13 protein-coding genes and 2 tRNA genes are annotated in these 23414 nt (G+C 41.6%); 5 read left to right on the top strand and 10 right to left on the bottom strand.

Features of this window, described 5'->3' with window-relative positions; genetic code table 11:
- Nucleotides 1-2: 2 nt before the first annotated feature.
- The 6 genes from recD to N523_RS0117960 all read right to left on the bottom strand — a co-directional run bounded on the left by recD (nt 3) and on the right by N523_RS0117960 (nt 13569).
- Nucleotides 3-2021 (bottom strand): exodeoxyribonuclease V subunit alpha, encoded by a 2019-nt coding sequence (gene recD, locus N523_RS0117985; RefSeq protein ID WP_028835775.1) that lies wholly within the window; start codon nt 2019-2021, stop codon nt 3-5.
- A complete protein-coding gene (gene recB, locus N523_RS0117980) occupies nt 2018-5584 on the bottom strand; it encodes an exodeoxyribonuclease V subunit beta (RefSeq protein WP_028835776.1) in 3567 nt (1188 codons plus the stop codon). Before recB ends, recD begins: the two co-directional genes overlap by 4 nt.
- Complete coding sequence (gene recC / locus N523_RS0117975; RefSeq protein ID WP_028835777.1) at nt 5571-8870, bottom strand: exodeoxyribonuclease V subunit gamma; 3300 nt, start codon at nt 8868-8870, stop codon at nt 5571-5573. Before recC ends, recB begins: the two co-directional genes overlap by 14 nt.
- Before the next feature lie 168 nt (nt 8871-9038).
- On the bottom strand, nt 9039-10100 hold the full coding sequence (locus N523_RS0117970) for an alkaline phosphatase D family protein (RefSeq protein ID WP_028835778.1): 1062 nt from the start codon (nt 10098-10100) through the stop codon (nt 9039-9041).
- Entirely contained in the window at nt 10097-11227 is a 1131-nt protein-coding gene (locus N523_RS0117965; protein WP_028835779.1) for an alkaline phosphatase family protein, read from the bottom strand. Before N523_RS0117965 ends, N523_RS0117970 begins: the two co-directional genes overlap by 4 nt.
- 68 nt (nt 11228-11295) lie before the next feature.
- The gene (locus N523_RS0117960) at nt 11296-13569 is read right to left on the bottom strand and encodes a TonB-dependent receptor domain-containing protein (protein WP_028835780.1); all 2274 of its coding nucleotides are present in this window, start codon (nt 13567-13569) and stop codon (nt 11296-11298) included.
- 402 nt (nt 13570-13971) lie between these two features.
- Between N523_RS0117960 and N523_RS0117955 the strand changes: the two genes are divergently transcribed.
- Nucleotides 13972-15711, top strand: coding sequence for a PAS domain S-box protein (locus N523_RS0117955; RefSeq protein WP_028835781.1), 1740 nt, complete (start codon nt 13972-13974; stop codon nt 15709-15711).
- A 59-nt stretch (nt 15712-15770) separates the two neighbouring features.
- Here the strand turns inward: N523_RS0117955 and N523_RS0117950 are convergent, their stop codons facing one another.
- A complete protein-coding gene (locus N523_RS0117950; protein ID WP_028835782.1) occupies nt 15771-16814 on the bottom strand; it encodes an alkene reductase in 1044 nt (347 codons plus the stop codon).
- Nucleotides 16815-16987: 173 nt separating this feature from the next.
- Between N523_RS0117950 and N523_RS0117945 the strand changes: the two genes are divergently transcribed.
- The 4 genes from N523_RS0117945 (at nt 16988) to N523_RS0117930 (ending at nt 21605) form a co-directional block, all read left to right on the top strand.
- The gene (locus N523_RS0117945; RefSeq protein ID WP_013464648.1) at nt 16988-17566 is read left to right on the top strand and encodes a TetR/AcrR family transcriptional regulator; all 579 of its coding nucleotides are present in this window, start codon (nt 16988-16990) and stop codon (nt 17564-17566) included.
- A gap of 64 nt (nt 17567-17630) precedes the next feature.
- Nucleotides 17631-18020 carry a DUF2750 domain-containing protein gene (locus tag N523_RS0117940; RefSeq protein ID WP_028835783.1) on the top strand — a complete coding sequence of 130 codons (390 nt, stop codon included), beginning with the start codon at nt 17631-17633 and terminating at the stop codon, nt 18018-18020.
- Between the two features lie 287 nt (nt 18021-18307).
- Complete coding sequence (locus tag N523_RS0117935; protein WP_028835784.1) at nt 18308-19189, top strand: c-type cytochrome; 882 nt, start codon at nt 18308-18310, stop codon at nt 19187-19189.
- Nucleotides 19190-19433: 244 nt separating this feature from the next.
- Nucleotides 19434-21605, top strand: a complete 2172-nt coding sequence (locus N523_RS0117930) for a M3 family metallopeptidase (protein ID WP_028835785.1) — start codon at nt 19434-19436, stop codon at nt 21603-21605.
- A gap of 278 nt (nt 21606-21883) precedes the next feature.
- Here the strand turns inward: N523_RS0117930 and N523_RS0117925 are convergent.
- The 3 genes from N523_RS0117925 to N523_RS0117915 form a co-directional block, all read right to left on the bottom strand.
- Nucleotides 21884-21973 (bottom strand) — tRNA-Ser (locus tag N523_RS0117925).
- A gap of 170 nt (nt 21974-22143) precedes the next feature.
- Nucleotides 22144-23184, bottom strand: a complete 1041-nt coding sequence (nadA, locus tag N523_RS0117920) for a quinolinate synthase NadA (RefSeq protein ID WP_016899824.1) — start codon at nt 23182-23184, stop codon at nt 22144-22146.
- 150 nt (nt 23185-23334) lie between these two features.
- Nucleotides 23335-23410 (bottom strand) — tRNA-Lys (locus tag N523_RS0117915).
- Between the last annotated feature and the right edge of the window lie 4 nt (nt 23411-23414).

Raw genomic sequence — 23414 nt, 5'->3', positions numbered from 1 at the left:
CGTTACACTAATCGCTCATAGAGTCCTGATGCCCGTGACACACTTTTACCCATCGCCAGTTGCAGCACTTTTTTATCTGCTACCAGCTCAAAGGTCTGCTTTGCACGGGTAATACCGGTATACACTAATTGCCGGTTAATACCGACGCTCGCTTGTTTAAGTGGTGGCAATACCATAGCAGTGTAACTAAACTCTGAGCCTTGCGATTTATGAATGGTCATAACATACACTTTATCGTGCGCTGGGAGTCGTGCAGGTGAAAATGCACGTTCATTACCCTGCTCATCAATAAACAGTGCTTTGAGTTGGCCACTGTCATCAGGCATTAAAATACCTATATCGCCGTTAAAAAGTTTAAGTTGATAATCGTTTTGGCTAATCATAATAGGCATACCCGTGTAATGCCGCTGATTAGGGTTAACGCTAATTAACTCTTGCTGTTGCAATACCCGCTCAATACGTTGATTTAAACTATTAACGCCGTAATCGCCTTCACGCACTGCTGCAAGTAATTGATAGCGGGCAAAAGCCTCATGCACTTTGGCAACACTAGCTCCTTGGGCAATCAGTGTTAAATAATCACCGTAGTGACTTGCCGCGCTGTTTATAAGCTTTTCAATCGGTGTAGAGACAAAATCGTAGTCTAAAATAACATCGCTAAAATGCCCTTGCGTACTGTGTTGTTCAACATAATTTAAAATACCCCGATCATTGGTATTAACAGCCAAAGCCAATTGGCCTATGCCACTTTGGGCATCAAAGCGATAACTATGTTGTAAAAAGGCAATGCAATCAGCCAGTTTAAACTCACTCTGATTTTGCGCGCCAAGTTTAGCTGCGCCATTAAAACACACCTTATTTAATTGCTCACAGCGTGCTTTTGAATACTGCGGTGTTTGCCCAAGTACTAAACCTTGGCATAAATCACTCATTACACTGCCGGTATCAACCGAGGCGAGTTGGTCTTTATCGCCGAGTAAAATCAATCGGGCATGCGCTGGCAAGGCCTCAATTAATTTAGCCATGAGCGATAAATCGACCATACTGGCCTCATCAATAATCAATACATCAACATGCAACGGATTGCTTTTATCGTGCCTGAATTTATTGGTAAATGGCTTAACTCCCAACAAACGATGAATGGTTTGCGCACTTTGCGGGATCAACGCATTAATATCAGCCGGTATTTCTGTGAGCTTATTTTTAGCCCCTAAAATTGACTCTGTTAATCGCGCCGCTGCTTTACCGGTCGGTGCCACCAATTTTATGCTCAATGGTGCAGCCTGATATAACGACTGTAAAATAGCTAACAGCTTTGTCACCGTGGTGGTTTTACCTGTGCCAGGCCCGCCTGTGATCACACTAAAGCCCTTTGTTGCAGCAATGGCACAAGCGACCTTTTGCCAATCAATATCAAGCGTTGGATTATCAGGAAAGTAGCGTGTTAATAACTCAGTAAGGACTTCATCATCAATATTGAGTTGTCGCTCACTCATTGCCAGTAATCGCTGCGCTAAAGTTTGCTCATACCCTGCTAAACGCGAAAAATACAACCGCTGATTAAACAATTGCAGCGGCTTGTGATCCCCCACACTGTGATGCGCGTGTAAGTAACTTATTGCTGCCTCAGTCGTAAAATCGTCACTAAATGGGGTGAGAGTGTCAGGTACGGTGCCTTCTAATTTAGTAAAGTCGCTTTGGCGTAAATTAAACGGATTAGCCCAATCAACCTCTGTTAGAGTTAAACAACTATGCTGGCTTTGCTGTGATAAACACAGCATTAAAATAATATAAAATAATTCGTCATAATCATGCTCAGTATTGTTACCACTGAGTAATTCGGCCAGCTTTACATCCACAACACGTACGCGATGCTGCTCAGTTAAATAGCTAAGCAGCGGCACAACTTTAGGTGTTTGAGTAACAGAGTCCGCTGGTTGTTCATTGAGTAGCGCCGACTCATCAACAAGCGCGTCGTCAAAGTCATCAAACAAACCAGGTTGTTGGTTTAAATCACTCATAGCATCGCTCCTTGGCTAAACAAACCATCTAAAATAATAACTTGCTCTGCACTTAACTGTTTAAAGTACACCCCTTCACCCGCTGGCATACCGCGTAAAAAGGTATAATACACGCCGCCTAAATGCGTCTCTATGGCATAGTCAGGAATACGTTGTTTAAGTAATCGATGCAGCGCTACGGTATAAATTAAATACTGTAAATGATATTGGTGGCTGGTCATGGCTTGCTCAAGCTGCTCTGACTCATAATCTGCGGGGGTACTGCCCAAATAATTCGATTTATAATCTAAAATATAATACTTGCCTTGGTAACAAAAAATTAAATCTATAAAGCCTTTTAGTAAGCCTTTTACATGGGCAAATTCAAGTTTGCTTCGGCTAAAATCAAAGTGTTTAATCAGCATTTCGTTGAGTTTAGGCGCACTTAGGCTAGCAAGCGGTAAGTTAAACTCCATTTCAACAAGACAATCACTCGGTGATAATTGACTCAAGCTTAAATTATTTTCACTATTTAACGGGCAATTAAGCGCATCGAGTATCCATTGCTCGGTAATTTGCTGCCATTGCTCATCAATATGGTATTTTTCAAAGGCACGTTTAATTACTGCCGATAAGTTTTGCTCTGGATTTGAGGGGTGAACAAGCGGGCTGGTAAAATCAAGTTGCTCGAATATTTCGTGTAAGCAACTTCCTGCTTTTGCACCTTTTGGAAAACTATACGGTGAGAGAAGTTCATCTTGTTGCACCGCAAACTCATCTCTTTGATGATCTTCATCGCTGCGCCCAGGTGCCAGTTGGTCAGTATGCTTTTTAAAGCTTAAGGCACTAAAACTGGTTGCCCGCCAATCGCGTTCAATCTGCGTGGTTACAGTATTAATACTCAGCGCCTGCTTTTCAACGTGTTCATTATTAAAGCGAAGTATGCCCTGCTCGAGTAATTCACCCGAGGTAAATTGCAGATATTCCATCGAATCATTGGCATCACAAAACTCACTTAAATGAGTGCGCCATATTTGGCTGCTGGTTAACGCTAACCCTGAGAACAACACATGCCCAAGCGCACTACTTTGAATCGCTAAGCGGCTACTTTGCCCTTGCCCTATGTTATATACACCCAAGGCACAAAAATGCACTGCACGGGTCAATGCGACATACAATAGGCGTAAATCTTCGGCTAGGCGCTCTTGCTCTGCTTGTTGCAAGGCGTCTTCGTCTTTACTTAAATCAAAAATTAACTTGCCGTTATGGTGATAAAGCGCGTCTTTAGTTTCACGATAGCCACTGGCAAAGGGCATAAATACCAATGGATATTCAAGCCCCTTTGAGGCATGCATAGTGACAATTTTAACCAAATTTGCGTCGCTCTCTAAACGTACTTGCACAGTTTCGCCATCTTGCTGGCTCACCTTTTGCGCAAACCAACGTAATAAACGAAGTGTCCCTTCAAGCTCTATTTGTTTTTGCTGCAGTATTTCGCCAAGGTGTCTAAAGTCGGTAAGCCAACGCTCCACGTTATAGCCCAAGCCTTGCCATTTAGCATTGAGCTGATTATGACTCAGTAAGCGCTCAAGCATCGCCATAGCCCCTTGCTTGTGCCAAATATGGCTAAGTTGGGCAAAAAAGTTTAAGTGTTCTTGCCATGCATTTTCATCATCGGCCAAAGCAAAAATATCGTTATAACTTAAACAAAATAATGGCCCTGCGAGTACACCTCGTAGTAGCGACTCGTCGTACTGGCCGTGCAATGCGGTTAAAAAGTTGAGTAAATGGTGACTTAGCTCTTGGCTAAATACACTATCACGAGACAAATACACGCTGGCAATATTGGCTTTGCTCAAGGCCTGCTTCATTATTTGCGCTTCAACGCGGTCGCGCACCAAAATACAAATATCAGCAGCGCTTACCGGCGTACTGCCAATACAGGCTATTCCTTGGTTTGCTTGCTCTAGTAACGTAACAATTTTATTGGCAAAATGGGTGGCTAAATGAGCTTGCCCTAAGCCTTTACTGGTCGGTTTGCCTTTTTCATCGCCGGCTTCATCTACAAACACATTAAACTCAAAGGCGGTGGCCGGCTTGCCAGCAATTAAAAATGTATCTTCGGCTTTTTTACCCTTGGCTTTCACTTTATTAAAAGGAATGGCATCGTTATAAATAAAGCTGTTGTCGTATTTACTAAACAAGCTATTTACGCTGTTGACGATATCGCTGCTGGAGCGAAAATTAGTGCCTAGGGTAAATTGTTGCGACTGCTCTACGGCCTCTTTGGCACCAATGTAGGTAAATATATCTGCGCCCCTAAAACCATAAATAGCTTGTTTGGGATCGCCTATCATGGCTAAAGTGGTATTGCTTTGAGCATAAATTTTACTAAAAATACCGTACTGAATAGGGTCGGTGTCTTGAAACTCATCAATCATTGCCACCGGAAATAACTGCGCAATTTTTTGCGACAATACGTCACCCTGCTCACTATTAAGGGCTGTATGTAAATTAGTGAGTAGGTCATCAGGGGTGATCACGCTTTGCTCTTGTTTGCGCTTAACTATGGCCGCTTTTACCCAACTTGCCGCATATTGCACTATCGCAATTTTTAACCCTTGTTTAATGGTATTGTTAAGTGCGGCTAAGGCATCGAATTGGCTAATAAGTGGATGAGTCAGTAATGTGCCATTTTTTTTATAATTAGCGGTATTACTTAAATTCTCGCTGCTCCATACCTCAAACGAATATTTGTTAGTACCAAATTCAAAAAAGTCATCATTGCCTAAGCAAAATGCTTCAAGCGCCGCTAAACTGCCTTTTCGCCCGGGTGTTTTTGAGCCACTTAAATCGGATGCTTTCACAGCACCAATAAACTCTTGCTCTAGGCACGCTTTTTTAAAGGCGGGTACAAGCTCCAAGTATTCATCTCGCGCTTGCCACACATCCTCTAAATTTACTTGCGGTGTTATTTCGGCGTTGGCTTTATTTAAAATACTGCTTACTTGGCTAAATAATGATTCAGGTGCGACAAACACCTCTAAAATCGCATTTGTTTTTTGCTTATTAAGCGGGTAGACAAACGCGCGCCAAAAATCTTTTATGGTCTCAAGCAGTATCTCGCGCTCATCTAAAATAAACTCTAAGTTAAATGCGACCCCCGACTCAAACGCATGTTGTTTTAGCATCCGCTGACAAAAACCATGAATGGTAAAAATAGCCGCCTCATCCATTGATTTAGCTGCTGCATCGAGTAAGTCAAACGCACGATGTTTATCATCAACGCCCGCTATCACACCTTCAATGAGTTCATCGTTTGGCTGTTGCCCCAATAAAGCATCGCGCGCGGCAATAATACGGCTACGTACGCGGTCTTTAATCTCTTGGGTAGCGGCATCGGTAAAGGTTACCACCAAAATTTGCTCAACACTCAATGGCGTACTCAGCTCACCGGGTATTTGCATGCCTAATAAATAGCGTAAATACAAACCCGTGATCGTGTAGGTTTTACCTGTGCCAGCACTGGCTTCAATTAAGCTTTGGCCCTTTAATGGCATAGTGAGTGGGTTAAGCGCTTGCATAGTCACTCTCCTTGGCGTGCTCAAATAACGGGGCGAGTAATTTTTCGCTCCATTGTATAAACTCCTCTTGGCAATCATTGAGCGATTGCACCGTGAGACGAATATAAGGGTTTTCCCCTTCACCTCGGCCAATATACTGTGGGCTAAATTTACTGTTGGCTTTTGCCATGTCGCCACCGCTTTTCACGTATTCATAACCGCTCACCGGAAAAAACGCCACCGGCGCATTTCGCAGTGCTTTGTATAGCTCAAACCAATCTGCAAGCAGCAAGTCGGCATTGGCTTTACTCATAGGTGCAAAGCTAATTTGTTTATCTAAACCCAGTAATAAGGTTTCAACCTCTTGTTCCATGCTCTGAGCTGCCAGATGATAAAGGAAGCCCTTTATTAAATCTTTGGCTTTAATACTGGCGCTGCGGTAAAACACTTGTTTATGCATATACACATGGTTAAGCCAACCTTCAATGGTGGTATTTTCAAGCGCAAGTAACACTTCTATCGGTTCGCTTTTACCGGCTTTTATTTGCTCTTTTACTTGCCCTGCAAGCGCATCAACTCGGTGCTGCATACCCTCATAAATTAAGCTGCCAACATTGGCTTGGGGCAACTCACCGCGCTGCAGGATTTGCTCGGTACTGAGCGGCGTATTGTTAATGTTTGCTTCAAGTATTTCGTCAAGGTAAAAATAACGGCGCAGCGCATCTAGGCTAAACGGTTCTTCGTCTTTCGCTATATCGTTAAATTGCGGCAAGCGTAACCCTAAACTTTGTTGATAAAAGCTCTCTTGGGCATGGCATACACTACGAATAAACACATCAAGATCAAGTAGCTCTGGGGGTGTTACATCAAGCGCAGTGATTGCTTTTGGCTCAATAGCCTCGCTAGGCAGCCAAATTGGGTTATAGCTGTGATTATTTACTCCCGCCTGTTCATCGCTAGGAGCTGAGTAATACAGGCTATTAAAAGGCTGCAAATGCTGCTGCATAATAAGGCATTCAGGCAAGGGTTTATCACTGGGTTCGCTAAGTTTAAAACTGCGTCCAATGTATTCTAAAAGCTCACTGACAAGCGTTGATGGCATGCGCGGCTGGTTGTCAAAACACGAGCGGCCAATGTAGCTCATATATAAATTATCTCGGGCACTTAAGAGCGCTTCTAAAAAGAGGTAACGGTCATCGAGTTTACGTGAACGGTCACCTTTTTGCTTTTTAGAATACGGTACTAAGTCAAAACCGATAGGCTGCACGGTACGTGGGTAATCGGCATCGTTCAAGCCTAGCATACACACCACCTTAAACGGCACGGCGCGCATTGGCATTAACGTACAAAAGTTCACTTGTCCTACTAAAAAGCGCTGACCTACACCTTTTTCTTGTATACCTTGCTTGATTAGATAGCTCACTATGCGCTGCGAAACGGCTTTACTGTAGTCGCCGTTGTCGTGGTGCTTCGCAATGTCTTCGAGCACCTTTTGCAGCACTAATAAATCCCAGCTATCATCGCTTTCGCTCTCATACACAGCATTGAGTAGCTCACTTAATATATGGGCTTTATTAGAAAGCGTATCATCAGGGATGAGTTTCGCTTTAAAGTCTTGAAGCACATCAATAAAATGCACCAGCTTATTGAGAGTATCAAGCGCCATACCTTCTACTTCATCGGCGCTATAAATACCATTAAATGGGCACTGTTCGTCGCGCATGGCAATCCCCAGTAATAAACGGTTCAAGCCATGTTGCCAGGTATTTAAATCAATGGCGGGTAAATCAAAGCTTTGTTTATGCTCAGCGTTTATGCCCCACTTTACCCCTACTCGCTCAAGCCAATAATGTATTTGCTCGTATTCATGGGCTTCTAGGCCAAATTTTTCGGCAATTTGCGTAACCTGTAATAAATCAAGAATATCCGACACGCCAAAGCGCGAAAACGGTAAATTAGCTAAACTGGCAAACGAGCTCAGTACTGGTTTTTCTTGCTCTATGGCTAAATCGGCAAGGGCGTATGGTATAAATCGGCTGCCCTGCGCACCACCAAAAACGGCCTCAATGTAAGGGCTATAAGTACCTACATCAGGCATCATCACAATGATATCTTTGGGGGTAAGCGTTGGGTTTTGATTAAACAAATTGAGTAAGTAGTCGTGCAGGCGCTCGACTTCCCTTAATGGTGTGTGGCAGTCACTTAACGTAATGCTGGTATCGTTTGCACTTATGGGCAGTTTACCCTCATCGTTTATAAACCATTCTTTGTTATCGGTAAGCGATTCACCTTTAAAGGCAAGTTGGTATATTTCGCTTTGCACTTGCCCAAGTAAGGTATCGTCAAACGCATCAATAAAACCATCAATCCAACGGGCATCAAGCTGCACCAGTTGCTCAAAATAATCGCGGCCGAGTTTACCCCACGACGACAACAACGGATTACCAATAAAATAGTATTCTTCATCAGGATTCGTTTGCTTTTTTTGCTGCGCTTCCACCAGCGGCATTTTGGCGTATTTAGCGGTGATTTTAGCCGCTGTTTTTTCATCGATTATATCGCCCCAATAATGCTCGCTAGGATTAAAAAAGAATAAAAACACCTCAGTTTTTTTACTCAAGGCTTCAAACACGTCAAGCTGTGAGCTGGCAATCGCAGATATACCAAATAGGCTAATACGCTTTGGCAATAAGCTGCCATCCATACTCTCAAGGGCGCTGAGTAATTGTCCTTGCATGTTGGCGCGGTGAAATTGGCTTTGCCCAAGTGTTTTACTTAATTTGACAAGGCGGCGCCACAAATCGGGTTGCCAAGGAGCAATGCTGATATCTACATCGTCAAGCGTATCAACACCGCTATCCCAAGTGGCTATCCAATGGGGGCGATACATTAAATATTGGTCGTACACATCGGCTATTTTTTCACATAGGGCAAAGGTTTTTTGGCCGTCAATATCCCCCTCTAAATAGGTTTTTAGGGGTAAATACAGTGGCTCGTCAATACAAGTAGGTAAAATTGCAAACAGTTTCCAAGCAAGGTTCGGTTTATTAAACGCCGACTCTTTAGGCACGTTTGGCAATAGTTGCTGGTACAACTGCCAAATAAAGCTCGACGGCAGCGGAAAGTCTACCTGCGCAGCCACGCCTAAATTTTCACTTAAACCAATTTTTAGCCACTGCGACATCCCCGGCGATTGCACTAACACCACTTCTTTATCAAATGGGCTTTGCAACGGGTTTACCTTTAACAGTTGATGAAACTGCGCTTGCAGGGCTTCCATACGGTTTGATTGAATAATATTGAGCATACGATACCAGCCTTACTTGAGATAAAGCCAGTGTAAGATATTTTCAATTTAAGCGGTAGCGCTAAGGAGGAATTGGCGTTAATAAATCAGCATGTTAGCCAGTAGCTAGCTGATTTTTTAAACGCACAGGACTCACTTTAGTCACTGTGCGTTTTTATATTAAACCAACTATTGGTATGGGCTTATGCTAGATAAGCTAAAGTCACTTTGCATTATTACGTTACCATCAATGCCTTTGAGCTTAAGTGACAAGCCTGGATCTGCTTGCTGCCAATCAATGGTTAAATCGCCATAGTTAACATTGTGCGTGTAATCACCGACACGATGTTTATTGGGGCTAACGTCTTTCCATTTTTCAGTCAGGCCTGAGCTGGTCATTTCAAAGAGTGGGTAATCAAGATTGTGTTGATACCTTGAAATTTCCCCCCAATGGGTATCGCCGCTGATGATCACCACGCCATTTATTTGGTGTTTTTTAATTAACGCAAATAAACGGTTTCTATCCTCTGGAAAATTTGCCCACGATTCCCAGCCAGTAAAATCAGGCAGTAACTGCAAGCTTGATGCAATTAGTTTAATCGCTGCTGGTTTTTTAAGTTCGGCTTCAAGCCATTGCCACTGCGCCTCCCCAAGCATAGACGCGCCTTTTACTTCGGTTGGACTGTACGGTCCTTGGTTATTTGCTTTACGCTTGGTGAAATACTCAAGTTCGCTCACTGAATTAAGTTTATCGCGATTAAAGCGTAAGTCAGGCATGATCACCTGCACGGTTTGCTCGCCTTCGCCATACATGTACGAGGTATAAATACCATCAGCACGAGTGCGGCGCGCTGAGTTTGCCGGTTCATCCCAAAAATCGAGCATAATTTGCCGTGATGCTTCTTTATGCGGGTACTCTTTACCCGCATCGTTTTGACCATAGTCGTGATCGTCCCACATGGCTATTAATGGTGTATTTGCTTTTAAGGTTTTAAAGCCAGGCTTTGCCCCTAATCGTTGGTATTTATTTTTAAGCACGGCCATGTCGTTAGTGTCGCCATAAATGTTATCGCCTAAAAATATAAATAAATCACCCTGCTCTTTATTAATCGCATTAAAGATGGGGATGTCTTTATCTTGATGCCCACACGAGCCAAACAATATTTTAGACGGCGCAGCCATTGCGCCACCACTAATAACAAAAGTAAGTAACAGCGCTGAATGATTAAAAGTTTTTAGTAACTGTTTCATTTTAAAATCTCGTTAATAGCCGGTGCCATATTAGGGTTAATCGTGTTTGGGTTTTGCCCAAGTGCTTTTAAAACGGTGGCGGCAATTTGCGCTTGTTTAAGCTCATTATCGGTTTTTATTAAGCCATTACCTTTAATTGTAGGACCAATGGCAGCAAGCCAAATATGCTCTGAGCCAATAATTCCCTCAGGAAATGCCTTTTTACCCTGCTCCGACTTTGCTAATGCCCGTTTAGAGCTGTGATGTTGCCAATCGTTTGCGTAGCTGCCACGGCCGTGATCGGTAGTAACAATTAACGTAGTATTATTTTTATAACCTGCTGTGCTTTGAATGGTTTGCCATAAATCTTTTAAAAATGCATCGCTTTGTTTGGCCGACTTTAAGTAAGCATCGTAATGGCCATCGTGAGCAAAATCGTCAGTTTCCCCTAAGCTAATCACCAATAATCTTGGCTTTTTAGCCAGCATATAGGCTTTAGCAAATCGATAGGTAAAACTATCAAGCCGCACATTGTGCCATGGGCTGGGGATTTCTGTTTGTAATGCGTTTAACAGGGGCGCATCGGCAAATAAATCATCGGCAATAGGCATAAATCCTGCATTTACATACACATGACTACGCTTAGTATTTACAATGTAAGGAAACACATCCCAGCTACCAAATAAAGCCGTGCTGTTTTTAAATTCAGGCTGCGCATCTAATCGCTCTAAAATGGTTTTATTTGGATTAAATACTTTATCGTTACTGTTAATGTTTTCATCCACTTCGCCGGTAAGAATTTCGTTATAACCAGGGTATGAAAAATACCATGGATTACTCACTGACATCGCTGAGCCGTTTGCTCTGTCGCCCATAATTACGCCTTGAGTGGCAATCGTTTGTGTTAAAAACGGCATTAATAATTGCTGGCGCTGTTGCACCCTTTCATCCCAAAATTCATTGCTTAACTGTGCTGGTTGCTTAACAAATTCTTTATTATTGAGCAGGTTTTTATCGGCACCATTAAATACTTCCTGCCAGCGCACGCCGTCAAGGGTGACTAACACTACATTTTGTTGAGCAGCCAATGCCACATTATTAAACAATAAAATTAAACTTAACCCGATAATTTTTATCATGCTTTTCATGGTGTTCTCATCAACTTTATATAGTAAAAAGCCCATCGATGATGGGCTTATATAAGATTACTTTAGGTTTAAAAAGTAGCCGTTAATGTAACCGCTGCTGTGCGTGGCGAGCCGATAAAGTAAGTACTCCCATTGCCCGTACCACCTGCCAAGTAACTTTTATCGGTAATGTTATAAACCACAAAGGCAATATCAACGGCTTTAAACGGGCCTGCGTTAACTTCGGCTGAATAACCTGCGTTTAAATCAAGCACGGTGTAGCTATCTACATCGCCACGCTCACCGGTGTATTTAGCCGATAAACCAAAGCGGAAATCGCCACTGTAGTAATCGGTTGATAGCACAAATAAATCATCCACTGAGTCAATTACTTTGCCTCCAGCTTCAAAGCCTGGCGCATCGCCTTTGTATTCAGAGCTATTATTGGTGTATGAGCTATATACATTCCACTCATTATTAAGCATATAACTTGCTGACAGCTCTAAACCTTTGGACTCAATACCGCCCACATTGAGGTACGAGCCGTTTGTGCCTATGGTGTAGTCTATACCGCCCGTGTCGCTGCCAGGTGCTATAAAGGTGATGCGGTTATCAAACTCAATTGAATAGGCCGTTGCTGTTAATTTAAGTGCATTATTTTGATAGCGCACACCCAGGTCAATATTTTCAGCGGTTTCTGGCTTAATTGCTGATAAGTCAGAGCTATCGCGTTCAAGCACACCGTCTTTAATGGCGGCAAAGTTTTCGCTATAGCTGGTAAATAACTCAGTATTACTATTTAGCTGATACAAAATACCACCACTAAATAGAATGTCTGAATCACTGTTTACTTTAGCTGTTGTGGCGTTTTTATAGTGGTCATACTTTTCTATATCCACTAAGTATTTTTTTACCCCTAGGTTTAAGGTAAGGTCGCCAAATGCCATTGAGTCTTGTGCATACCATTTAAGCGTATCAGTCTCAAAGGTGTTTTTGTATTGCGTCCAGTATGGGGTGCTATCAAAATGATGATAAATACGGGCATCGATTACTTTATGCCAATCACGCGACTCATCACGGTCACTTTGCTCATACCAAAAACCCGCTTCTATATCGTGCATGCCAAAGCTAGCTTGATAATTAGCAGTTACCCCTAAACGATCTTTATTGTAATGAGTATGACGATAAGACATAACAGGCGTTGCATCAGCGTCGTAACACGCAGGATTAAGCTCAGGGCCCGACTCCCACGGCCAGTTTAAACTTGCGATACAACCTGCGTTCGGCGCAAGTGGATTACCGTTGCTATCTGTAAAGCCATAAGAGCCTGCGTTTGTGCCCCCCTCGGTGGTTGGGTTGCCATTTTCATCTACAGGGGACGTTAAATAAGGTGGGATCCAATCGCCACGACCAGAATTTTTATGATAATACGGGCTAACGGTTAATAATGATGTTGGAGAAATCGCGTATTCAAATTTTAAATAGCCTAGAGTATTTTCACGCAAGGTGCCCCAACCTTCTGCAAACATTTGGTCAAAGTGCGGAACGCCTGTCCAGTTCCATGTTAGCTGATCCCAATCAGGGGTTTGTTCAAATTGCTCTAGGCTCACGCTATTGTAGTTGCTCTCGCTTACATCGTCATACGATAAGCGCCCTGTAATAGTTAGCTCATCAAGGGTGGTAACAAATTTCGCTTCAGCGTGTTGGTTATCTTTTCCGCCATTGCTGCCTGAGCCAATCCAGCGGCTGGTATCGGTTTGTGAGTAACTCACGTACGCTTGGGTATTATCGAAAATGGTGCCAGTTTCGTGCTTAACATAATAACGCGAAGCATCGTGACTGCCTGAGGTATAAGCAAAGGTGGTGCTTTTATCTAAACTCGGTGCTTTACTTACAAAATTAAAAGTACCGCCTAATGCCTCTAATGAGGCCGATTTAATGTCTGAGGTACCTTGGCCAACTTCCACTGTCACCAAGTTTTCGCTATCGAGATAACGATTCGCTTTAGCCCCGCCACCATAATTAGAGCCACCATTAGGAATGCCGTCTATCGTCATACCTAATTGCTGTTGGTTAGAGTCAATACTAAAACCACGCATGGTAATGGTTGTTGACCAATCATCGCCACCAAATGCGTCGCCTTCGTTTATGCTAATACCTGGCAGGTTATCAATTACCGATAACACACTCGATACCGAGCTTTGTTGTTCTAGCATCGCAGGTTCAATAACGTTGTTTGCATAACTGGTTGGTTTTGCAGTAACAGTTACTTCTTCTATCACGTTATCGTTAGCATAAGCTGAAGTTGATACCGCCATGGCCACAGCCATGCTCAAAATCGATTTATTTTTTAAAGCGTACATTGTTGTCCCATTTGATTCTAATTATAAAAGGTAATTATGAAAGCGGGCACAGTCTATTTTTTAAGTATGACAACGAGGGGCAATTTTATTGACAAACAGGTTAAACAAATATGAGTTAATTATGACGTAAAGTAATCAAATCAAGCACATCGTAATTAAGAGCAATCAGACTAAAACAGCACCCAAAAGCCAAGGGACTCTCTAAAGTCATAAAATTTTCTCACTCTTTCTAACTGCAATTGATCAAAATCTTATTTAACTTAGATATAAAGAGTTAAGAGCCCATAAAGTGATAACTTTTAGCCCAAAAACACGGTTTTATACAAAGTTAAAAACCAATTTTGCAATCAGCTTTTCCTGGGCTATCTTTTTATTAACGCTTTAATTACAGGTAGCTGCACTATGTTTAATTTTTTCGCTAATAGCGCTGAGCAAGCATTAAAACAGTCTATTACGGCAATTGTTTCCATAGATGAAAAAAACAATATTGTCTTTTATAACAAAGCCGCGCAAAAATTATGGGGCTACACAGAAGATGAAGTACTCGGTCACAACATACGAAAACTAGTCCCTGACGAACATAAAACAAACCACGACGACTATGTAAATCATCATAGAGAAACCGGGCAAGACAAAATTGTTGGCAGCTACCGAGAAGTTGAGTTACAAACTAAATCGGGAAGTCGCATTTGGGTCGAATTAGCGCTTTCTCAGGTGAAAGTAAATAACAACAAACATTACACCGCTTTTATAAGAGATATATCAGCAGAGCGTGAAGCAAAAGAAATCAATGAGCAATCGTTAGAGCAAGCCCTTGATGCAGTTGTATGTATTGATGAAAATAATTGTATCACTTTGTATAACAAAGCCGCAGAAACACTGTGGGGTTACAGTAAACAAGAAGTAATGGGAAACAATGTAAAAATGCTAGTACCCCATGCAATACAACATAACCATGATGAGCTTGTAAATGCAAACCGAGACACAGGTGTCGATAAAATAGTTGGTACCAGTAGAGAAGTTGAAATTGAACGCAAAGATGGAACAACCGTGTGGGGGCGATTATCGCTATCGAAAATAAAATTAGCTAATCGCGTTATTTACACGGCTTTTATCAAAGATGTAACGCAAGAAGTAATAACTAGAGAAGAACAACGGATGTTGTCACTTGTTGCAAACGAAACAGACAACGCGGTAATAATCACCGATCCTAACGGCTATATTCAATATGTAAACAATGGATTTGAACGTTTAACAGGATACGCTTTAAGTGAAGTAAAAGGTAAGAAACCAGGCAGTTTTTTACAAGGCAAAGATTCTGACAAAAACATGATAGAAACGATACGCACACATCTTAAAAATCGAACTCCTTTTTATGGAGAAATATTAAACTATAAAAAATCGGGGAGTGCTTACTGGACCTCGCTATCTATCAACCCAGTAATAAGAGAAGGGAAATTAGAAAATTACATTGCAATTCAAGCTGATATATCTGAAGTAAAGCAAATGGCGCTTGATTTCACAAACAAACTAGAAACTATCGGCGAGTCTATAGCTATGTTGCAAGTGTCTCTTCATGGTGAAGTACTTGATTGTAACGAATTACTAAAAACGGCATTAAAACCCAATTTTTCTGTAGAAGAGTTTGCTAAAAATCTGATTTCTGATCTCAGCGTTGAAGAAAAAGCATTTTTAGACAAAAACAAACATATCTCAAAAACTTTTGAACTTGAAAAAAATAATCAATACAGTGCCTTTGATGCGAGAATATGTGCTCTTCGTGATGTTAATGGTCAAACCACTAGTTATATGTTTATAGGTTTAAACATAACGGAAAGAAAAAAAGCAGTTAATCAAACTCAAATATCAATGAAAGAATTATTAGATATAAGCCAAACCATCAGCAAAATAGTAGAAACAATTAATGGAATATCAGAGCAAACAAATTTACTTGCACTCAATGCTGCTATTGAAGCCGCAAGAGCAGGTGAAATGGGACGCGGTTTTGCCGTTGTTGCTGACGAGGTAAGAACTCTTGCAGGTAATTCAAAGGCATCTTCTGAAGAAATAAACGGCTACATAAAAGAAACGGTTACTAAAATTCAAGAGCTTGCAGAATTATCCAAAAAGATAGATTCATGAATCCGCTTTTAAGTAATAAGCCCACATTTGTGGGCTTATTAGTGAGAACTCTTTAAAACTTAAACTAACTCAGCAAGCATCTCATCACTATAAGGTGTCACTTCTTCGCCGTTTTTAATTTTACTAATGTAGTCTGGGTTAGCAATAAGCGGGCGACCAATGGCAATTAAATCAAATTTATTATCGTTGATCGCTTGTTTGGCAGTTTCAAAACTATAACTACCTACACCCACTAAGGTACTTGCATAACCAGCTCGTAAAAATTCAGAGGTTGATTTACCTTCTAGTGAATCAAAACGCATGCTGTCGTCAAAAATACCGCCATGTAAATAGGCTAGTTTGCGGTTTTCAAGCTCAGGTAATAAGTAGTCAAATACTGCTTTATCACGGTTATCTTCGCTCATATTAAAGTAGGCACCTGGTGTTAAACGCATAGCGGTACGCTCATTACCTACAACATCAATAACTGCATCGGTTACTTCCAGTGCAAAACGAGACATATTTTCTGGTGTTTGCCCATACTCGTCATCACGCTCATTTGCCGCATAATGTAAAAATTGGTCAATTAAATAACCATTAGCACCATGAATTTCCACGCCGTCAAAACCTGCTTCCATCGCGTTTTCTGCCGCTTTAGCGTAGTCAGCCACTAAGCCTTTAATATCATCTTTAGTGGCAGCTTTTGGCGTAATATAAGTTAGCTCACGCATACGCGGTACTGAACCTTCAACCCCTATCGCCGATGGCGCCAGAACATCACCACCAAAAAAGTGAGGGTGAGCAACACGGCCAACATGCCATAATTGCGCGAACATTTTACCGCCATTGGCATGCACGGCGTCAGTGACTTTTTTCCAACCTTGAACTTGTTCATTAGTGAAGATACCCGGTGTATTTGGGTAACCTTGTGCATCGGCACGAATAATAATTGCTTCACTAATAATTAATCCTACATCAGCACGGCGAGCGTAGTAATCAACCATAGCTTGTGTAGGCACTAAATTGTCATCTGCCATACAACGAGTTAGTGGTGCCATTAGTACGCGGTTTTGCAGTTCAATGCTGTTATTTAATTTAAAAGGTGAAAGTAAGTCTGTCGACATAATGTTTATCCTTTGTTGAATGTACATTCAAGATAAGGTCACTTGAATGAATATTCAAGTATAATTTTGAAACTTTGTTCAAGATTGCGTAAACTGCTTTACCTAAACGCTGCTTAAGGTAGGATTATTGTTGAGAGTTCGCTTTACCTACTCTGCCAACGAGAAGAGTCATTATGAGAACTGCAGAATTTGATACAGAGTTTGTACTGCGCCAAGCAATGGCGATGTTTATGCTTCATGGCTATGCAAAAACCAGTATGCAAAAACTTACTCAAGCAACCCATTTACATCCGGGCTCGTTATACGCGGCATTTGGAAGTAAAAAAGGCATTTTTTTAGCCGCTACTGAGCAATACCAAACCGATCGTAATACTCAATTTACTGCTCTTTTTGAGCACAGCAGTTGTATTTTAGATACGCTGAAACAATACCTTAATATCATTGTGCAAGAATGCGTTGACGGTGAAGCAACCAAAGTGTGCCTGCTCACAAAAAGCATTAGCGAGGTAGAGGGTAACGATCCACAAATTTGCCACGTACTGCGTACTAATTTAACTGCATACGAGCATGCCTTTGCGCAGCAGCTACAAAAAGCAATTGATAATAAAGAAATTACCAATGGCCGCAGTGCCATAGAGCTGGCACGATTTTGTGTTATGGGTATATATGGATTACGCACCTACGCATTAACAAATCAAGACCCCGACGCACTAAACCAACTAGCCAATGAGCTACTAGCAGCCATCAGCTAAACTAAATTTTAAAGCGCAGCAGCTCGCTGCTCTTTGTATACTCCACAGTGAGAGAGAGCCAAAAATGACCACCGACAATTTATCTAAGCAAGACGACGTAATTTTAGGCCTTGGCGCAAAAAAACGACTCGCATACATGTACGAAACCGTGCAGCAATTTAAGCAAGTGTGGATTTTAAACGATGACGACGGCTGCGTAATGCTCACTAACGAGGACGACGATTGCGTGCCGGTATGGCCAACACGAGAGTTCGCACAAGCCTGGGCAACCGGCGAATGGCAAGGCTGTACACCTAAAGCAATTCCAACAAACGATTGGTTTAGCCGCTGGACACCTGGCCTTGAAGAAGACGACTTACTGGTGGCCGTGTTCCCTACCGAAGAAGACGACGGCACAATTTTATTCCCTGATGAGTTTCAAGCCCAGCTCAGCGCTAAACCAAAAAAGTATTAAACTCTCCGCAAAGCCATTTTAAAATAAAATGGCTTTGCAATTCCCCTGAAAAAACTCCTTTTTTATTAGCAATCCTACGCGTATTAACTGCGACTCAACGTAGTCATAGAATAATTAAACCAACTAAATTATTAACCCTTTAAGTAATCGTTAACTATATTTTAATGATAGCGGGTCATGTTTTACTGATTCACCTTACCAATTCAGCGGTATTAAAAACACTCAGCCACATTACAGTAATAATGAGCACTGTCGTTTAAATACTCTTTTTTATTTAGGTTTTAATTATGTTTAAAGTTCATTTTAGTGTTGTATTCGCGACGTTATTTACTTTGCCCGTATACTCACAAGAAGCGCAAACACAATCACTTGTGCAAAAAGCGTTAAGTAATGCGCCCACAATTATAAACTTATCAGCAAATCACCCTAATACCCTAGTAACGCCCGCTATTAATGAGCTCGATGCCAGCCCTGAGTCGGATTTAATTCGTTATGGGCGCTTATTAATTATTGATACCTATAAACAACTTCCCAATAACGTAAATAATAAGCTCAATTGTAGCACTTGCCATCTTAATGAAGGGCGTGTAGCTAAAGCCGCGCCTTATGTGGGCATGAATGTGGTATATCCAAAGTATCGTTCACGTAATGCAAAAATAAACACCATTGAAGACAGAATTAATGGCTGTTTTCAACGTTCCATGAACGGCCAGCCACTGCCTACTAATTCAGTGCATATGCAGGCTATTGTCAGCTACATGAACTTTTTATCACAAAATATAAAAAACAAAAACGATCTGCAAGACAACACAGGTTTTGTCACTATTAATAAAGAGCTAATACCAAACGCCGATAACGGAAAAAACCTTTACGCACAACATTGTGCAAGCTGCCATCAAATGGATGCTCAAGGTTTATACCCCAATGATACCTATATGTTCCCTGCTGTTGCGGGCAGTCATTCTTTTAACGATGGCGCAGGCATGGCACGTACGTATACCGCAGCCGCTTTTATAAAGGGCAATATGCCATTGGGTCAAGAAGGCATTCTAAGTGATCAACAAGCTGTCGATATTGCTTATTACTTTTCACATTTAGAACGCCCTATTTTTGCCAATAAAGCGAATGACTGGCCAAAAGGTGGCGCACCAAAAGACGTGCGTCGATAAGTAACTAGATAAGTAAATAAATTAAACATCACTGGCGTATTTAAGTCACTCAACGCCCCTCCTATTTACTGCTTTATATTTTACTCGCTCGTCAAAAAATGCACTATGGGGCATATAACTTAACAGCTCGTCGCAGTTAATTCAGACTTTATCGCAACCTAAGTGTAGTTACATTTAAGTCAACGTACTCTTACTTGATTAATGACAAGGTAACGACTGGTTACAATAATAAGAGAATGTAAATATGAAAACTTTACTCGCCACGGCAATCAGCTCGGCGTTATTACTTTCGGGCTGCTCTGAGCCAAATGTAAACGCTGACAACAAACAACAAACAACTGCGCAAAGTATTTCAGCGCAAGCACAACAAGCTACCAACCCATTATTAGAAAAAAGCACACTACAGTACGAAACCCCTGACTTTGCAGTCATCAAAGATGAGCATTTTTTACCTGCCTTTAATCAAGGTATGGCGCAGCAAATGGCGCAAGTACAAGACATTATTAATAATACAGCCCCTACGACTTTTGAAAACACCATCGTGGCACTTGAGCAAAGTGGCGAGTTATTAACGCGTGCAAGCAGCATTTTTTACAACCTTGCAGGCTCTAGCTCAAACCCAGCGCGTCGTGAGCTTCAAAAAGAACTTGCACCAAAGCTTGCAGCGCACAGAGACAACATCTTTTTAAATGATGCGTTATTTAAAAAAGTAGCCACACTTTTTGAAAAAACAGACTCTTTAGCATTAACAGCGCAAGAAACACGACTATTAGACGTTTACTATAAACGTTTTGTGCGCTCAGGCGCTCAGCTTAATGATGAACAAAAGCAGCAAATACGTGATATTAACTCATCGCTATCAACCTTAACGACACAGTTTTCACAAAACTTACTTGCGCTAAGTAAAAGTAATGTTGTCATCGTAAAAGACCAAAAAGAGTTAGCTGGCTTATCGGCAGGTCAAATTGAACAATTTGCTAATGCAGCCGCAGAAGCCGGCCACGAAGGGCAGTATTTAATTAAAATCACCAATACCACTCGCCAGCCTGTTTTAGCTTCATTACAAAACCGTGATTTACGCGAGAAAGTGTGGCGTGCATCTTCAGAGCGCGCGCTAGATGGTGAATTTAGTAATCGCGACATTGTTGCGCAACTAGTTAAATTAAGAGCACAAAAAGCAAAGTTACTTGGCTACAACAGCTGGGCTGAATTTGGTTTAGAGTCGCAAATGGCTAAAAAACCACAAGCTGTATTTGATATGTTTGCTAGCATGGTGCCAAGGCTAACTCAAAATGTAGCGTTAGAAGCTGCTGATATTCAAGAAAAAATAAATGCATCTGCAGAGCAGTTCGAACTTAAACCATGGGATTGGTTATATTATGCCGAGCAAGTTCGTCAAGATAAGTACAACCTTGATGAAAAAGCAGTAAAAGAATATTTTGAGTTTAACCGTGTATTAGAAGACGGTGTATTCTTTACCATGAATCGTTTGTATGGCATTACATTTAAGCCACGTAACGATCTACCTGTGTATCACCCAGATGTAAAAGCATATGAAGTATTTGACGCAAATGGTGAAAGCCTAGCTATCTTTTTTGCTGATTATTTTGCGCGTGAAGGTAAACGTGGCGGCGCATGGATGAGCTCGTTTGTTAAACAGTCTGGTTTGCATGGGCAAAAACCTGTTGTCGTGAATGTTATGAACATTCAAAAAGGCGCCAAAGGTGAGCCGACACTTATTAGCTACGATGAAACAACCACTATGTTCCATGAGCTTGGCCATGGCCTGCACGGTATGCTTTCAAAAGTAAAATACCCAACCTTATCTGGTACATCAGTATCAAGAGACTTTGTTGAATTCCCGTCTACGTTTGAAGAAGATTGGGCAATGCACCCTGAAGTAATTGCTAACTATGCTAAACATTATCAAACAAGCGAGCCGATTCCGGATGAATTACTTGAAAAAGTAATTAAATCAAGAAGCTTTAACCAAGGTTTTGATACGTTAGAATATGTATCTGCCGCTTTATTAGATATGGAATGGCATTCATTACCAGCAGATGCCCCACTGCAAGATATTGAAAAATTTGAGCAAGATGTTTTAACAAAACACGGCGTTAACGTGCCATTTGTGCCGCCGCGTTATAAGTCTGCATTCTTTTCTCATTCAATGGGAGGGGGTTACTCTGCAGGCTACTATGCCTACATGTGGAGTGAAATTTTAGCTGCTGATGCATTTGCTTATGTACAAGAGCAAGGAGGCTTAAAACGTGAACTAGGTGACAAATACCGTAAAGAAATTTTAGAAGTCGGTAACTCGCGTGACCTTATGGAATCGTTTAAAGCATTCCGTGGCCAAGAGCCAGACACATCAGCCTTACTTAAACGTCGTGGTTTAACAGCCACGGTTGAATAACAAGCTGTTAGTAGAGCTTGATGGCTACATAGCCATTAAGCTCTGCTTTATGCTAATACATTAAACTTCAAACGCCCTCACCTATTTTTATGGGTATGCCCTACATAATAATTGCCAAGCAGCTAAACGCCCCCCACTTACCAAACCTGTTTAACCTTAGCCGAGCATGTATACATTAAAGCACCAGCGTAAAAACAAACGCCATGTACAAAGCCAACACGTTTAGTGTTATTACAGGCACAAAAAAGGACGCTAAAAGCGCCCTAATATAAAAATAATGGTGGAGGGAGAGGGATTCGAACCCTCGTTAGGGATTAACCTAAACACACTTTCCAGGCGTGCGCCTTCAGCCACTCAGCCATCCCTCCACAATGTTGCAGTGCAACAGCGCGCTATAGTATGAAATACACTTGCTTGGTGCAAGGCCTTTTTAACATCACGCTTTTAACTGCTCAATAATCAAACTAACTCCTCAGAAGCAAATAAAAAAGGCGATACCTGAGTATCGCCTTTATCTAATGCGTTATATTGCCATTTATTATTTTGCCATATTGGCTGTAAAATCAAGCATGCGATTTAACGATCTAAGTGCGCCTTCGCGTAAGTCCATATCAACAAATACTTCTTTGCCGCTAGCATCAATCAGTGCTTCCTCAATCGCTTGTAAGCCATTCATTGCCATCCATGGGCAGTGAGCGCAAGTTTTACACGTAGCGCCGCTACCGGCCGTTGGAGCTTCGAAAAACTCTTTCTCTGGGCATAGTTGCTGCATTTTATAAAAAATACCGCGATCGGTGGCTACAATAAACTTTTTATTGCTCATTGTTTGAGCGGCTTTAATTAGCTGGCTAGTAGAGCCAACTGCATCAGCGAGTTCAACAATTTCAGCCGGTGATTCTGGATGCACAAGTACGCCCGCATCTGGGTGCAATGCCTTCATGTCTTTTAAGGCTTTGGTTTTAAATTCGTCATGTACGATACATGCGCCGTTCCACATGATCATATCGGCACCGGTATTCTTTTGAATATAGCTGCCTAAATGCTTATCTGGGCCCCAAATAATTTTTTCGCCTTGCTCATCTAAGTGCTCTACTATTTCAAGTGCACACGATGAGGTAACAATCCAATCAGCACGCGCTTTAACTGCAGTAGACGTATTCGCATACACTACAACTTTACGATCTGGGTGTTGATCACAAAATGCTGAAAATTCATCAACAGGGCAACCAATGTCTAATGAACAGGTTGCTTCAAGGGTGGGCATAACGACAGTTTTATTGGGGGTTAAAATTTTAGCGGTTTCACCCATAAAACGTACGCCCGCGACGATGATCATGTCGGCTTCGTGTCTAGCGCCAAAGCGTGCCATTTCCAGTGAATCGGCTACACAACCGCCTGTTTCTTCAGCAAGTGCTTGAATTTCGGGATCAGTGTAATAATGAGCAACAAGCACCGCGTTTTTTTCTTGCAGTAACTGTTTTATTCGCGCTTTATATTCGCCTTTTTCGTCTTGTGTTAACGGGGCTGGCTTAGGAGGAAAAATATAGCCTTCTGGCATAATAGTTTGAGCTAAACTCATTGTTCTCGACCACTTTATTTACAGTGTAATTAATAGCGCAAATTATACGAGAAACGAACACTAAATAATAGCAATCTAACAAGGCAGTTTATAAATAAAAATTAGGGAGATAGTCGGAAATATTTTATATCGAAGAAAGTGTACCAGAAGTGGTGGGTCATGATGGACTTGAACCATCGACCAATGGATTAAAAGTCCACTGCTCTACCAACTGAGCTAATGACCCGCTC

Source organism: Pseudoalteromonas sp. 23_GOM-1509m (assembly GCF_000518425.1).
GTDB classification, from domain to species: domain Bacteria; phylum Pseudomonadota; class Gammaproteobacteria; order Enterobacterales; family Alteromonadaceae; genus Pseudoalteromonas; species Pseudoalteromonas tetraodonis.
Note: the sequence above shows the minus strand (reverse complement) of the source record. Positions and strands in the feature narration are given on the sequence as shown.